14 protein-coding genes are annotated in these 15,227 nt (G+C 44.8%); 8 read left to right on the top strand and 6 right to left on the bottom strand.

What is annotated here, in order from left to right:
- Positions 1-93: 93 nt before the first annotated feature.
- From K1M91_RS13720 to hemC, 4 genes are read right to left on the bottom strand one after another with little or no spacing between them, the layout of a single operon-like run.
- Positions 94-1,272 (bottom strand): heme biosynthesis HemY N-terminal domain-containing protein, encoded by a 1,179-nt coding sequence (locus tag K1M91_RS13720; protein WP_232802607.1) that lies wholly within the window; start codon positions 1,270-1,272, stop codon positions 94-96.
- Positions 1,265-2,503: a uroporphyrinogen-III C-methyltransferase gene (locus K1M91_RS13715; RefSeq protein WP_232802606.1), complete on the bottom strand. Its 1,239-nt coding sequence runs from the start codon at positions 2,501-2,503 to the stop codon at positions 1,265-1,267. The genes K1M91_RS13720 and K1M91_RS13715 overlap by 8 nt, the downstream gene beginning before the upstream one ends.
- A 16-nt stretch (positions 2,504-2,519) precedes the next feature.
- Positions 2,520-3,272: a uroporphyrinogen-III synthase gene (locus tag K1M91_RS13710; RefSeq protein WP_232802605.1), complete on the bottom strand. Its 753-nt coding sequence runs from the start codon at positions 3,270-3,272 to the stop codon at positions 2,520-2,522.
- Positions 3,269-4,201 (bottom strand): hydroxymethylbilane synthase, encoded by a 933-nt coding sequence (gene hemC / locus K1M91_RS13705; protein WP_232802604.1) that lies wholly within the window; start codon positions 4,199-4,201, stop codon positions 3,269-3,271. Before hemC ends, K1M91_RS13710 begins: the two co-directional genes overlap by 4 nt.
- Before the next feature lie 304 nt (positions 4,202-4,505).
- Between hemC and K1M91_RS13700 the strand changes: the two genes are divergently transcribed.
- Positions 4,506-7,022, top strand: coding sequence for a class I adenylate cyclase (locus K1M91_RS13700; protein WP_232802603.1), 2,517 nt, complete (start codon positions 4,506-4,508; stop codon positions 7,020-7,022).
- A 43-nt stretch (positions 7,023-7,065) separates the two neighbouring features.
- Here K1M91_RS13700 and K1M91_RS13695 read toward each other — a convergent pair whose 3' ends face one another.
- Both K1M91_RS13695 and cyaY read right to left on the bottom strand, forming a co-directional pair.
- The gene (locus tag K1M91_RS13695; RefSeq protein WP_232802602.1) at positions 7,066-7,734 is read right to left on the bottom strand and encodes an alpha/beta fold hydrolase; all 669 of its coding nucleotides are present in this window, start codon (positions 7,732-7,734) and stop codon (positions 7,066-7,068) included.
- The gene (gene cyaY / locus K1M91_RS13690) at positions 7,727-8,047 is read right to left on the bottom strand and encodes an iron donor protein CyaY (protein WP_232802601.1); all 321 of its coding nucleotides are present in this window, start codon (positions 8,045-8,047) and stop codon (positions 7,727-7,729) included. Before cyaY ends, K1M91_RS13695 begins: the two co-directional genes overlap by 8 nt.
- A 74-nt stretch (positions 8,048-8,121) precedes the next feature.
- Between cyaY and K1M91_RS13685 the strand changes: the two genes are divergently transcribed.
- The 7 genes from K1M91_RS13685 (at position 8,122) to uvrD (ending at position 15,037) form a co-directional block, all read left to right on the top strand.
- Positions 8,122-8,301, top strand: a complete 180-nt coding sequence (locus K1M91_RS13685) for a lipoprotein (protein ID WP_232802600.1) — start codon at positions 8,122-8,124, stop codon at positions 8,299-8,301.
- A 10-nt stretch (positions 8,302-8,311) separates the two neighbouring features.
- Complete coding sequence (gene lysA, locus K1M91_RS13680) at positions 8,312-9,565, top strand: diaminopimelate decarboxylase (RefSeq protein WP_232802599.1); 1,254 nt, start codon at positions 8,312-8,314, stop codon at positions 9,563-9,565.
- 13 nt (positions 9,566-9,578) lie between these two features.
- Positions 9,579-10,406 (top strand): diaminopimelate epimerase, encoded by an 828-nt coding sequence (dapF, locus tag K1M91_RS13675; protein ID WP_232802598.1) that lies wholly within the window; start codon positions 9,579-9,581, stop codon positions 10,404-10,406.
- Positions 10,403-11,113: a DUF484 family protein gene (locus tag K1M91_RS13670; RefSeq protein WP_232802597.1), complete on the top strand. Its 711-nt coding sequence runs from the start codon at positions 10,403-10,405 to the stop codon at positions 11,111-11,113. The genes dapF and K1M91_RS13670 overlap by 4 nt, the downstream gene beginning before the upstream one ends.
- A gap of 26 nt (positions 11,114-11,139) precedes the next feature.
- Positions 11,140-12,039 (top strand): tyrosine recombinase XerC, encoded by a 900-nt coding sequence (gene xerC / locus K1M91_RS13665; protein ID WP_348983267.1) that lies wholly within the window; start codon positions 11,140-11,142, stop codon positions 12,037-12,039.
- Complete coding sequence (locus K1M91_RS13660; protein ID WP_232802595.1) at positions 12,039-12,749, top strand: HAD-IA family hydrolase; 711 nt, start codon at positions 12,039-12,041, stop codon at positions 12,747-12,749. The genes xerC and K1M91_RS13660 overlap by 1 nt, the downstream gene beginning before the upstream one ends.
- Before the next feature lie 116 nt (positions 12,750-12,865).
- The gene (gene uvrD, locus K1M91_RS13655; protein ID WP_232802594.1) at positions 12,866-15,037 is read left to right on the top strand and encodes a DNA helicase II; all 2,172 of its coding nucleotides are present in this window, start codon (positions 12,866-12,868) and stop codon (positions 15,035-15,037) included.
- Positions 15,038-15,227: the final 190 nt, after the last annotated feature.

Here is a 15,227-nt window from a genome sequence, read left to right as displayed (position 1 = left end):
GCTCACAACTCTGCATCGTATAGCCGTCCCTCTTTTTAGCGTTTAAAAAATAAGCCCAGCATTTGCTGGGCTTAGTTGTTTATGGGATTGAGCTTATGCTTGGCTTAATGTCAGCCCCTGCTTAAAGCACTGCTGAGCTTCGCTAATGACACCTTGTTGTTCTAGTAATAAACCTAACTGGTAGTAATCATTGGCATTGGGCGTTAGCTCTATCGCAGCTTGGTAGGCTTTAATCGCCAGTTCAATGTTGCCCGCTTTCTGTTGGCATTGTGCATAAGCGGATTCTAATGCCGCACTGGCTGGGAATTTCTTCCGGCCATGTTCCAAGCTGTTTATGAGCGCTTGATAGTCAGCTAGTTTGAGCTGATTAATCACTGCCAATACCCTGTCTGGGGCAGACTTTTTGATGCCGTTTAGTAGAATAATTTTGGCACCATCATGATCGTCAAGGGCAATCAGCTCTTCACCTATTGCAGCAATCAAGCTTGGCTCGGCTTTTAGCTTACGGGACATTTTGTTCCAATATACTTGTAAGCCATGGCTGCCTTCTTGTTGTGCCAATTGTTGAAAGATTTTGGCATAGGCGGTTAGTTCTAACTGTTCAGCATCATCATTGGCCACTAATCCGGCTTTACGTAAACTTGGCAGTACATCCAATAATTTTTGCCACTCTCCCAGCTGTTGGTATGTTTCACTGAGTAATTTTAATACTTGTTGGTGTTTCGGCTGTTTATTATGCAGTAGGCTTAACGCGGCATGGGCTTCTTCATATTGGCCTTGGCGTAAATGAAATTTGGCTTGAGTTAAGCCAATGGCAAAGTTGTTATCGCTATTTTGCTGCGCCTGTTTTAAGTAGGTGTCACGCTTGGCGTTATCACCTTGCTCTTGTGCTGCTTCCGCGGCAGCAAGATAGTTTAGCAGGGGAGTGTCACTATGCGTGGCTGAATTGGCAGTAAGGCGCTCTGCATTTTTAAAGTCGCCTTCGGCTAATGCGAGCATACCTGCGTAGGTATTTTTACGTGCTTTACGTACATTGCGACCACGTAGCCAATCATAAGATGTTTTACTGATACCCAATGTTTTAAGCAATAGCCATTCAATACCCAATAATAAAAGGTAAAATAAAACACATAGAATGATTGCTTTGGTGACGCTTGTTTCAATGGTGTAATTGCCCATTGCCACCAAAACATAACCTTTACTGCCAGACACTTCGGGGCCAAAAATGAGGCCCGCAATAATAATGGCAACAAGAATCGCCGCTTTAATCATTGCTTAACTCCTGTTTCATTGAGTTAGAAAGAGACTTCTTCACACGATGATCAATGACGTCTTCTAAGATAGGTTTCGATTTCAACTGATCTGGGTACTGAACGGTGATGGCTTTTTTGCTGAGCTCCGTAAGACTTTCTACCAAGTACTGTGTGTTTGGATTGTTTTGATCATAGTACTGGTTGATCCAACTAGCGGCCTTTTCTAGTGACTCGGTATAAATAGCTTGGTGCTCGCGATAGACAGCAAGCTGAGCTTTGACCAGTTGGTTTTTAATGTTCTCTTTTAAATACCAAGCTTGGTCAGGTGCTAATAAGGCTTCTACTTTGCCATCTCGGCGTTCAATGGTAATAAAACTGTCGGCAAATGAGCGCCATGATTTTTTTAGGTTGTCTTGCCAGTCACTGATATCTGAAGACAAAGTATTGTCGGTTTCAGTCAACACTTCTGGTAACTTGATTCCGGCAATGTTGAGCTTATCTATTTGTTGCTCCAAGCTAGTGAGCCTCAATACTAAGCCGTCTTTGTCGAGGTCAGGCAGCGCTTCTAGTTGAGAGATATCGTTAATGATGGCTTGGCGTAACGGGTTTAAACTGGGATCGGAAAGCTCGGTAATCCGTTGGTCCGTCGCCAGTAGTAGGGCAATACTGGATTTCACGTCATGCTCTAGCCATAGCTTCCGACCCGCCATACGCATTAAATATTCCGCTTCTGCTAGCATCCAGTCACTAGGGCGGCGCACGTCCATTTCTGCAATATTGCGCTGCAAGTTGCCGATGTCTTGTTCAATTAACGTTGCTTGTTTAGCTTGCGCTTGCAAGCTTTGCTCTAGGGCTTTATTGCGCTCAGAAGTGGCTTGGTTAAGCGCTTTTAGGTCGCCAATATCACGCTGCTGTTGATCGAGGGCCGACGTTATTTGTAACTGTAAGCGGTCTAAAATTTGGTTTTCAAGTTGGTCTAACTGACTTTGTTGGTTGGTTAGAGTTTGCTGATGATGCCAATATAGCCACGAGCTTAAGCCGGCACTGAGTATGATAGCTGCGATGCCTAAGTAAAGGCCGCCTTTATTTGGCTTACTGCGTTCTTGGCTGGTGGCTGGTTGAGGCGTCGCAACGGCGGCTTTTGACGGCGCCTTTTTATCGACCTGAGCCTCTACCTTGGCCTTATCTTTATTTTCAGGCGTTGACGGCGTGCTTTTGGGGTTGGTTGAATTACTGTCTTTAGCGGTCATTGACACCTGTCCTATGTTATTCAATATTATGAAGGCATTGGATCAAGGCTGATTGGCTGGCGCCTTGAGCGATCCAAACTTTGATAAACCCAGCTTCTCGGGCCAGTTTTGCGATTCTGTGGCTAATTACAATCAAGTTTAGTTTAAACAGCCAGTTACGCTCGCAATTTGGTACAACATTTATCAGGGCGGTAAGTATCTCACCGCTAGTGATAATAACACTATTTATGTGATTTTGTTGCCATTTAGTTAGAGTTTCAGCTTGATTTAAGGGTATCGGCTGACGTTGATAGGTGCTGACTTCTGTGACCTTAGCTCCTGCTTTTTGTAAGCTTGATGCGATCAGGTCGCGGCCTGCATTACCTTTGAGTATGAGTATTCTTCTCTGGTCGATGGCTTGCAATGCCGGCATGGCGATTAAGCCTTCTGAATCCGCTGACTCTGGGTAGCACGCGTTTATTTGCGCGAGTTGATGCCAACAGTCTGCGGTGTTTTTGCCGACGGCTAAGTATCTAGCCTGTCTTGGCCAATTTAGATGGTGCCGTTTTAGATAGCTATTAGCATAACGTACGGCATTGTCGCTAATCGCGATGATGAACTGAAAGTTATCTAGTTCATGTTGTGACATGGCCAATGATTCTATGTCAGGGCTGGTGCTGATTTCGAGCAAAGGCTGGCCGATAGCAAACCAACCTTGTTGCTCTAATGCATCAATTAGCGGCTGCTGGTGTCGCTGCGGCCGCGTAACTAAAATGCGTAGCGACCTCATGCGTTTTGATAAACCTCTGCGAGGATCGCTTTCGCTCCCGCGTCCAATAAGCTATTGGCCAAGGTTATGCCAAGTTGCTCTGCTTGTGCGATGGGACCGCGGGTTTCACGGTATAGCATGGCGCTACCATCTGGACTTCCCACTAATGCGCGTAAGTAAATCTCTTCGCCTTCTAGCTCAGCATAACTGCCAATAGGCACTTGGCAACCGCCTTCTAAAGTATTATTAACGGCGCGCTCTGCCAAGACTCGAATACGAGTTTCGGGATGATCTAATGATGCCAGTAAGGCAATTGTTACGTGGTCGTCACTACGACATTCTATGCCAACCGCGCCTTGGCCAACTGCGGGTAAACTTTGTTCAGGGCTAATATAGCTGGCAATGCGATCATTCATTTCAAGGCGTAGTAAGCCAGCCGCGGCCAAAATAATCGCATCGTATTCACCAGCATCCATTTTTGCTAAACGCGTGTTAACGTTACCGCGTAGGTCTTTCACCACTAGATCGGGACGGCTCGCGCGTAGTTGGCATTGACGGCGTAAGCTTGAGGTGCCAACCACTGCACCAGCAGGTAACTCTTCAATGGTTTGGAAGTGATTTGAAACAAAAGCATCGCGTGGGTCTTCGCGTTCACAGATCGTTGCTAAGCCTAATCCCGCAGGAAACTCCATCGGAACGTCTTTCATTGAATGTACGGCAATGTCCGCTTCACCTGCGAGCATGGCATTTTCCAGCTCTTTTACAAATAGCCCTTTACCACCCACCTTGGCCAACGGAGTATCTAGGATAATGTCACCCTTAGTGACAAAAGGAAGCAAAATCACTTCAAGGTCAGGGTGGATCGCTTCTAAAGCGTCTTTAACAAATTGTGCTTGCCACATTGCTAGCGGGCTTTTGCGCGTGGCGATACGTAATGTTTGTGTTGCCATGTTCATTCCATTGGTCTGAGTAGGGCTCTGAATGTTATCAAAAACCCTTAAACAACTCATTAATGCTGCGAATTTATATTTTCATCATAGTGTTGTTTTGATATGTTTCAGCGCGAAAATATTTTGCTATGAATGGTTAAAGCTGATTTTACCAGCACTGATGTTGGTTTTATGAGCAGTTGTGTTTACCTATCACTAATATACTGTTAACATGATCACACTTTTTGTGTGGTCTTAAGTTGACTCTGTAAGCGGCCTGTTTGGGCTTGGTGAGTGAGTCATACTTTTTAGAAAGGGTCATTTTTTGCAGCAGCTAGAAGCATTACAACAACGTGCAGATGAATTTAATCTTTTGCGTTTACAATATGCGCGGGATGCATTGCCGGCGCAAGGCCGTTATGTTTTTAACTTTATCCCTGTATTGCTACATTATAATAACCCACTATTACCAGGCTTCGTTAATGGCGAAGTGCCCCATGGTATTGCCGCATTTGAACCTTCTTGTGAACAACGGAACTTCGTTCAAGACTTATCCCTCACCGCTAACTGTGACGCCAATATCGATGTAAATGAAACCACTATCTTAGGTTTGTATACCATGGGTAGTACCTCATCGATTGGTCAGTGCTGTGACAGTGATTTAGATATTTGGATTTGTCATCAGCATGAATTAAGCCGTGAACGGCGTTTATTGCTTGAGAATAAGTGTTTGCTGATTACACAGTGGGCCGAAACCCGCGGTATTGAAGTTAACTTTTTCTTGGTTCCTGACAATAAATTTCGCGTCCAAAATAGCGCTCACATGAGTAAAGAGGGCTGTGGTAGTGCATCCCATCTATTGTTGCTGGATGAATTTTATCGCAGTGCTTTGTGTATTGCGGGCAAGCCTTTATTGTGGCCTATGATCCCCGCCGAGCAAGAAGGTAATTACGACGAATATGTGGCTCAGTTGGTTGGGCAGAATAAGATTAATTTAGATGACTGGCTTGATCTGGGTGGCTTTGGCCGGATCCCAGCAGAAGAGTACTTTGGCTCTAGCTTATGGCAGCTTTATAAGGGAATTGATAGTCCGTACAAAGCAGTTATTAAAACCTTGCTGATGGAAGCGTATTCTTGGGCTTATCCTAATACCGAGTTAATTTCGGTTCGCGCTAAAAAAACGTTCCATCAACAAAGTTTTTACGACAAAAAATTAGATGCCTATTGGTTGATGCTGAATCAGGTCACGGAGTATCTCGAAGCCACCAACGACCATAAGCGCTTAGATTTAGCGCGACGCTGTTTTTACCTCAAAACCTGTGACCGCTTATCTCAACTAGCGAAAGAAGATGAACCGGCTTGGCGTCGAAATTCATTGCAAGAAATTGTTGCGCAATGGCAATGGAGTGAGCAAGTACTGCAGCATTTAGATAATCGTGAGTATTGGAAAGTGCAGGAAGTGCGTGGTGCTCATGGTGAACTGCTCGAAGCACTTATGGTGAGCTATCGTAACCTGATCCGTTTTGCCCGCCGTAATAATATTGGTGAGTGTATTAACCCCGAAGACATCGGCATTTTGTCGCGCAAGTTATACGCTGCATTTGAAAGCTTACCTGGTAAAGTCGCGTTAATAAACCCGAGTATTTCACCTGATCTTTCTGAACCAAACTTGAGTGTGGTGCAGGTGCCAGAGGGGCGTTCTAACCCTGAAGGGTGGTACTTGTATAATTCAACCCTAGAATCGAGAGCGATTATAGGACGTGCGCCTCTTGAGCATAGCCCCTATTTATCTAAGCTAATTGCTTGGAGTTATTTCAACGGTTTGCTGGTCAAAGATACTAAATTGCACTTGTTTAATCAGGGCTCGGATTTAGTACAAGAAAACTTCTTACAGTTTAGCCAAGATTTGGCGCAGACATTTAAAGTTAAAGTATCTAATGCGACTAACCTTGCTTTGAGTCGTCCTTGTGAAATTCGCCATTTGAGCATTTTTCTCAACTTAGAGAACGACCCTACTTGTCACTGGGCCAACAAGGTGATTGAGTTTGATGTTAACGCCAGTGATGTTTTTTCTTTTGGTGCCAATAAAGAATGCTTAGTCGGTAGTGTTGATCTGGTTTATCGTAACTCTTGGAATGAAATTAGAACCTTACACTTTAATGGTGAAGAGAGTGTGGTGGATGCGTTGAGTACTATTTTAGGTAAAATGCATAATGATGCCGCCTCTCCCGATCGGATTGATGTGTTTTGCTATGCGCAACATTTCCGTGGTTTAATTCGTAATCGTTTCCAGCAATTAGTCGCAGAAGGTATCACTACACGGTTGAGCTCTGAACGCGATCAAGCGGTAAAAACTTTAGTGGTCGGCAATCAAAAATTTGGCGTGTTCTACGAACGCCGTGGTGTGTCAGTTAAGAAACTGGAAAATGCCATTGATTTTTATAGCCAAATTGCGGATACCAAGCTGGAGCGAATGCCACTACGGTTGGATAAAACCCATCACACCAAAACCCCTGAGATTGTCGCGTCTCATTCTAGTGAAGGACTAGTGCAGTTCTTTTTTGAAAATCATGACACTGGCTTTAATATCTATATCGTTGATGAAATCAATCGTGTAGAAACTTATCAGCATTTCAGTGGTAACAAAGAAGAATTGGTGCAAGGGGTGAATCGTTTTTACACTTCTGCCCATTCGCGTCAAGATGATAAGTCTATGATTAACTTCAACTTGCCGCAGTTTTACGAAATAGTAAGTGATGCCAATGGCGACTTGGAATTATTGCCTTATCGTTCACCGTCCATAACCAGTGAGCCAATAAAGCAATTTAGTAGCGCTTCTTAATTTTGGGCCTATGGCGTTCGTCATTCATTAGGCCTTAAAACATTTATATCGCAGACCCTAAACGTTGCCTTAGCCAGTAGCTAATATCGGCAAGTTGTTGCGCACACAAACTATGGCCCATGCGGTAGGTTTGCCATTTTACGCTAAAACCATGTTCGCTCAAGGTTTGCTTAGCTTGCTTGGCTGCTTGTAGTGGCACGACCTCGTCAAACTCACCATGATGCATCAAGAAGGGGGTATCTTGATTAGTTGACGTTTTCTCTTTACCCAGTTTCTCTGGTTTACACATGTAGCTGGATAACGCCATCACGCCAGCAAAGCGATGTTGGCTACGGCAAGCTAAGTGTAGCGCGATCACGCCCCCTTGTGAAAACCCTGCTATCACGATATTTTCTGGCTTTATTCCTTGCGCAACTTGTTGCTCAATTAATTCGCTGACTAACACCATGGACTCGAGTACGCCTGTTTCATCGGCGCGATTATTTAAGTCCATCGTCTTAATATCATACCAAGCGCGCATGGTTTGCCCTTGGTTCACGGTGACCGCGCGGATTGGTGCATGAGGAAAGATAAAGCGGATCCCATGCTGCTTGGGCAGTTTCAGCTCTGGCACAATAGGAGCAAACCCTGCACCTGAGTCACCTAAACCGTGCAACCAAATCACACAAGCTTGGGCTTCACCGGTTGGCTCGATCGTGATGGAATCAAGCATCGCCTAGGTCAACCTTGATACCAGATTGCTTTTCAATTGCTGCACTCAGGAAGCTTAATAGCTCGCCGCCTTCGCGGTTATCAATCCAAGGACCATCTTTGTATTCAAAATGATGGCCGTTAAACTTAGTGGCAACCCAAATCTGATGCAGTGGCTCTTGACGATTGATAATGATTTTAGAGCGGTCAGCAAATTCCAGTTCAAGCACGCTACCATTGATTTCCCATTCAATATCGTCTTCGTATGGGTCGACCTTTTCTGTTAGTAGTTGGTAAAAATCATCGGCTAAACGGTGAAATTCAGTATCATTCATTGCGTAATCCCTATTGCTTTTATCATGGTGAATGCGATTATAGTGTTCATAACCGAATTAACATAGAGTCTATCATGACCAGAGTAAACCAAATGGCCTTTGGTTTAGGCTTGGTTTTACTGCTTGCCGGATGTGGTGTCAAGGGGCCGTTGTATTTACCAACCCCTGAGCCTCAGCCCGAATCGTCATTGGAACCAACGCCGATGCCGACAGCAGATGTAACCAATAATAACGAAACAGATCAATCTAAGTAGGGGTAGAGCTTTGGACTTTTTTAATTATCAGGAAGATGGTCGTCTTTTCGCGGAAGACTTAGCGGTAGAAGACGTTATTAAGCAAAGCGGTACGCCTGCTTATATTTATTCTCGTGCCACTATCGAGCGCCATTGGCATGCTTTTGACCAAGCCGCAGGCGATCATCCCCATATGATTTGTTACGCAGTGAAGGCAAACTCAAACTTAGGTGTATTGAATCTGATGGCTAAGTTGGGCTCAGGTTTCGATATTGTGTCTGTTGGTGAGTTACTACGAGTATTAAAAGCCGGCGGCGATCCAAAAAAGGTTGTATTTTCCGGTGTCGGTAAAACGGAATTAGAAATTCGTACCGCGTTAGAAGCTGGCATTTACTGTTTTAACGTTGAGTCTGAAGGCGAATTATTACGTATTAATGAAGTTGCCGCTCTTATGGGTAAAAAAGCGCCTATTTCTATTCGCGTTAACCCTAATATAGATGCAGGTACGCACCCTTATATTTCGACAGGTTTAAAAGAAAATAAGTTTGGTATCGATATCGAAAAGGCGTCTGCGATTTATCAAATAGCCAGTGGACTAGAAAATCTTGAAGTGAAAGGTGTCGATTGTCACATTGGCTCTCAGCTAACGGAAATTGAACCCTTTATTGAAGCTATCGATAAGTTGTTAATATTGATCGATAACTTAAAGTCTAAAGGCATTGAAATTAGCCACTTAGATGTTGGTGGCGGCTTGGGTGTGCCGTACAACGGTGAAACACCGCCACAACCGGCTGAATACACTAAGGCACTTAAAGCGCGTCTTGGCGATCGTAAGTTGAAGTTATTGTTTGAACCAGGCCGTGCGATCATGGCCAATGCTGGGATTTTGGTGTCTAAAGTTGAGTTCTTGAAATTAACTGAGCACAAAAACTTTGCCATTGTTGATGCGGCAATGAATGACTTAATTCGTCCATCACTTTATAGCGCTTGGCAACGTATTGAGCCGATGAACATACAAGCCGACCGAGAAACCCGCAACTATGATGTAGTGGGACCGATTTGTGAAACGGGTGATTTCTTAGGTAAAGATCGTGACCTAGCAATTGCTGAAGGTGATTACGTTGTTGTGCGCAGTGCTGGCGCTTATGGCTCTACCATGGCGTCAAACTACAACAGCCGTTGTCGCCCCGCAGAAATTATGGTCGATGGGGATCAAGCTTACCTAGTGCGAGCGCGTGAAACTCATGAAGACCTGTGGAAAGGTGAAAACGTTTTACCTTCCTAAGGAACGAAATTAGATGTTAGTGAATTTTTCGAAAATGCACGGCTTGGGCAACGACTTTATGGTGGTTGATAATGTAACCCAAAATGTGTTCTTTTCTAATGATGCGATCCGCCGTTTGGCGGACCGCAACTTTGGTATTGGTTTTGATCAACTGTTAATTGTTGAACCGCCATATAGCCCCGATTTAGATTTTCATTACCGTATTTTTAATGCGGATGGCAGTGAAGTTGAACAATGTGGTAACGGCGCGCGTTGTTTTGCCCGTTTTGTGCGCATGAAAGGTTTGACCAATAAAAAACGTATCGGTGTCAGTACCGCCAAGGGGCGGATTGAGTTGATAGTGCAGCCAGATGGCAACATCACGGTGGACATGGGCAAACCAATATTTGAGCCAGCTAAAATACCTTTTAAAGCGCAAAAAGAAGAGAAAACTTACTTAGTGCTTACTGATGAGGGCGCCACTATGTGTGGTGTGGTGTCGATGGGCAATCCTCATTGTGTGGTATTGGTTGATGATATAGATACTGCACCGGTAGAGATATTGGGTCCCTTGTTAGAAAAGCATGAACGTTTTCCGCAAAAGGTAAATGTGGGCTTTTTACAAGTAGTTAATGAAGGTTTAGGCAAGCTTCGAGTATGGGAGCGTGGTGCTGGGGAAACATTAGCTTGTGGCTCGGGTGCTTGTGCTGCCGCGGTGATTGGGCAACTGCAAGGTAAGCTTGGACCTAAATGTACTTTAGAGTTGCGTGGTGGCAAGTTGTCTTTTGAGTGGCAACCGGGCGGCTCAGTGATGATGACTGGCGCGGCAGAACATGTGTTTGACGGACAAATTCAAATATGAATGACAGTAGTGTTGCGCCACATCAGGTTGCATTAGATGAAGAAAATGTGGCGCAATTTTTAGCTAACTCACCTGAGTTTTTTATGCGCCACCCTGAATTGTTAAGCTCGCTAACTTTACCTCATGAAGAGCATGGCACGGTTTCGTTGGTGCAGATGCAAATGCAACGCCAACGGCAAAAAATTAGCCAGCTTGAAGAAGAAATTACTCAGTTGATGTCCATTGCGACTCATAATGAGAAAATTTCGCGGACTTATGGTGATTTGTATCCTGAGTTACTGCAGGCAGAATCTTTGGTTCAGTTAGTACGAATCTTAGGTCGGGTTTTTCGTGAACAATTAAGGTTAAACGCATTTGCCATCAAGTTAGATACAGACTATTTTGATCTGCCAGCGCAGCATGCTATCTATAGCCTAGATAAATCGACTCTTGATGGTTTGCGAGCGCAGCGGATCCGTAACGAAGAGCATTATTTTGGTCGTATTGATTACGCCGACAAAAACGCCATTTTTGGTGAAAAAGCCTTAGTTAACTCAGTTGCTTTAATTGAGCTAGGAGAGCAAGGTTGTCTGGGGATCTTGGCCGTTGGTAGTGCTAATGCGAACCATTTTGTGCCAGAAATGGATACCCTGCTATTAGACCAGCTTTGCCAGATTGTGGCTATTTTATTGCCGCGGTTGGTAAAAATTAAAACCGACAGCGCGTAACGCCATTCCAAATAATGAGGTGTGTCATGCAAGAGTGGATGGATGCGTTTTTGCAGCACCTCAAATCCGAACGTCAGTTAAGTCCTCATACTCTCCAGAACTACCAGCAGCATTTAGTGCAGTTTATGGCGTTATTGGCCGAACGAAACGTAACGTCTTGGCGGCAGGTTGATGCGCAAATGGTGCGTTTACTGATTGCTAAGTTGCATAAAAAAGGCATTAGCTCTGCCAGTATTGCCACCAAACTATCTGCTTTACGTAGTTTCTATGAATTTGCCTTGCGCCAAGATTGGTTGGTAATTAACCCCTGTAAAGGTATTAGCCCACCGAAGCAAGGCCGGCCACTGCCGAAAAACCTCGATGTTGACGATATGCTTCGCTTGCTTGATTTAGATACCAACGACCCGTTAGTTATCCGCGATAAAGCCATTATGGAATTAATGTATTCTTCAGGCCTGCGTTTGAGTGAACTGGTTAATCTGGATCTAACGTCAATAAAGTTAGATGAGCGGCAGGTGCGAGTGATCGGTAAAGGCAACAAAGAGCGTATCTTGCCTGTGGGCCGCCAGGCGGTCGACAGTATTCGGGCTTGGTTAGTGGTGCGTAGTGAATATGCACTAAGTGATGAGCCAGCCTTGTTTTTGTCGAAGCGTAAGCAGCGTATTTCGGTACGAAGTGTGCAAGCAAGAATGGAGCAATGGGGCTTAAAACAAAGTTTAAATAGTCATGTTCATCCCCATAAACTGCGTCATTCCTTTGCCACTCATATGCTGGAGTCCAGTGGTGACCTACGCGCGGTGCAAGAGTTACTTGGCCACGCCAATATTGCCACCACGCAAGTTTATACCCATTTAGACTTTCAACATTTAGCGAAGGTTTACGATAATGCCCACCCAAGATCAAAGCGAAATAAAGAGTCTGAATAATGAAATGTTACCGCCGTTTAAAGCCATTTAAAGCCATCAGTTTTGACCTCGATGACACCTTGTACGACAACCGCCCGATCATCATAAAAGCTGAACAACAAAGCTTTGATTATTTACGCCAACAAGACCCAAGATTAGCGCGATTGACCAAGCAACAATGGTTTGATTACAAGCAACAAGTGCTTGCTTTAGATGCAGCTTTGGTTGGTGATGTTACAGCTTGGCGTTTAGCGGCGTTACAAGCCATCTTCGTTGAGCTACAAGTAGCAGAGCCAGCGCAAATGGCGCAGCAGGTGTTTGAATATTTTTTACATGTACGCAGTGACTTTACCGTGCCTGCAGCAAGTTTTGATGTGCTTAACCGGCTAGCGCAAGTTTATCCTGTGATCGCGATTACTAACGGCAATGTGAATTTAGCGCAGATAGGTTTAGACCATGCATTTAGCTTGGTGTTAAAAGCGGGTGATGGCTTAAGGGCGAAACCCTATATCGATATGTTTGCTTACGCGGCTAATCATTTAAACATTGAAATAGCTGATATTCTACACGTTGGCGATCACTTAACTACCGATGTGTTGGGCGCTAAAGCGAATGGCGCGCAAGCTATCTGGTTTAATGACCAAGGGCATCAGTTGCGCGCTCATCAAGATAGCCGCATGTTGCCTGATATTGAAATGACACATCTTAGCCAGTTATTAAACCTGCTTTAATCACATATGCCTCAGCACCTTAAGGCTGCTTGGGTATATTCCCTACTAGCGAGATTCGCATCTTTGGCTGGTTTGGGTATAATCCCTTTATTACTGAATAAATAAACAGTGCTTTTATGAATCCTGAACTTTTGCTCGACGGTCTTAATGACAAACAGCGCGCCGTAGTTGCTGCGCCACAATCCAGTAAACTCGTCTTAGCGGGCGCGGGCAGCGGTAAAACCCGCGTGCTGGTGCACCGCATTGCTTGGTTACTGCAAGTCGAGCATTGTTCGCCTTACTCGGTACTGGCGGTGACTTTTACCAATAAAGCCGCCAAAGAAATGCGCGCGCGGGTGGAAGCTTTGTTAGGCAGTGGTGCGGGTGGCATGTGGATTGGTACTTTCCACGGATTAGCCCATCGCTTATTGCGTGCTCACTATAATGATGTTGGTTTGCCGCAAGACTTTCAGGTGCTTGATTCAGATGATCAACTGCGCTTACTGAAACGCCTATGTAAGGGCATGAATCTGGATGATAAAACCTTTCCGCCTAAGCAAGCGCAGTGGTATATCAATGGTAAAAAAGACGAAGGCTTACGACCTAAGCATCTTGATGCGTTTGGTGATGTTATAGAAGGTACTTTTATTAAGATCTATCAGGCATACCAAGAAGCCTGTGACCGTGCCGGTCTGATTGATTTTGCCGAGCTGCTATTACGTGCCCATGAGTTATTCCTCAACAACCCGTTTATTCTCGAGCATTACCAAAAGCGTTTTCGCAACGTGCTGGTCGACGAGTTTCAAGATACCAACAATATCCAATACGCTTGGCTACGACTTTTAACCAGTAGCGACAATAACCTCATGATTGTTGGCGATGATGATCAGTCGATTTATGGCTGGCGTGGTGCCCGTATTGAAAATATTCAGCGTTTTCTTGATGACAATAAAGGCGCGGAAACCATCCGCCTTGAGCAAAATTACCGTTCAACCGCCACTATTCTAAAAGCCTCAAACAAGCTCATTGCTAATAATAGTGAACGCATGGGTAAAGAGCTTTGGACCGAAGGTGACGCTGGCGAGCCGATCTCGCTATATGCTGGTTTTAATGAAGTGGATGAAGCGCGTTTTGTGGTTGGGCAAATTAAAGAGTGGCGCGATGAAAAAGGCGATTTAAAAGACTGCGCCATTTTATATCGTAACAACGCGCAATCACGAGTAATAGAAGAAGCCCTAATGCAGGCCAGTTTACCGTATCGAATTTATGGCGGTCATCGCTTCTTTGATCGGCAAGAAATTAAAGATGCACTGGCTTATATGCGGGTGATTAATTCGCGCTTAGACGATGCCGCGTTTGAGCGCATCATTAATACCCCAGCACGCGGCGTTGGCGATAAAACCTTAGGCATATTACGTATCGCCGCACGCGATCGCGGCCAAACCTTGTGGCAAACATTGATTCAACTATTAGATGAAAGTGTTTTTGCGGGGCGAGCGTCTACTGCATTAAAAGGGTTTGTCCAGCTGATAAATCAAATGGAACAAGACACCACCGAGTTGCCATTACACGAACAAGTGGATTTTGTGATTTTGCACTCTGGCCTCCAAGCCATGTATTTGGCAGAGAAAGGCGAGAAGGGCAAGGCGCGAATTGAAAACTTAGAAGAGCTGGTCACGGCGACCAAGCAATTTGAAAAGCCGGAAGAAGCCGAAGAAATGTCAGATTTGACCGCTTTCTTAACTCACGCCGCACTAGAAGCGGGTGAACAACAAGCTGATGAATTTGATGATGCGGTGCAAATGATGACCATGCACTCAGCGAAAGGGCTCGAATTTCCATTGGTCTTTGTCGTGGGTGTAGAGGAAGGCATGTTTCCAAGCCAACAATCTGCAGAAGACCCAACGCGATTAGAAGAAGAACGTCGCCTTTGTTATGTGGGCATGACCCGTGCGATGCAAAAACTCTATTTGTGCTACGCCGAAAGTCGCCGTTTATACGGCCAAGAAAAGTTTCATCGCCCTTCGCGTTTTCTCAAAGAGCTGCCCGCTGAGTGTGTCACGGAAGTGAGATTGAAAACCCAAGTTAGTCGACCAACGCAATTTGGCCGTTTTTCCAATACTTCAGTTAATGAATCGTTTGAGAACACCGGCTTTGCCTTAGGTCAGCGGGTTAATCATGTGAAATTCGGCGATGGTACGGTGCTTAATTATGAAGGAAGTGGGGAGCATAGCCGCATTCAAGTGCATTTTGACGACCAAGGTAGCAAGTGGCTAGTCACTTCTTATGCTCGACTAGAAAAACTATAAGCTGATAAAAGCGCCATTTTTATCAAGTTTAGTGTGGTTTTTGAGCGTTTCGGTGTGAAAACATCAAAATAGCGATATTTTTACAAATTAGCTCAATAAAAGGGTTGCGCTTAAATCGAATCTCCCTATAATGCGCAACCACTGAGACGGCACAGCGCAAGGCGCAACGCAACATCAGGTGGTTAAGAAG

The organism is Motilimonas sp. E26 (genome assembly GCF_021278025.1).
Classification (GTDB): Bacteria; Pseudomonadota; Gammaproteobacteria; order Enterobacterales; family CBDFNC01; genus Motilimonas.
The sequence above is the reverse complement of the archived record's forward strand: the minus strand, read 5'-3'. Positions and strand labels throughout refer to the sequence as shown.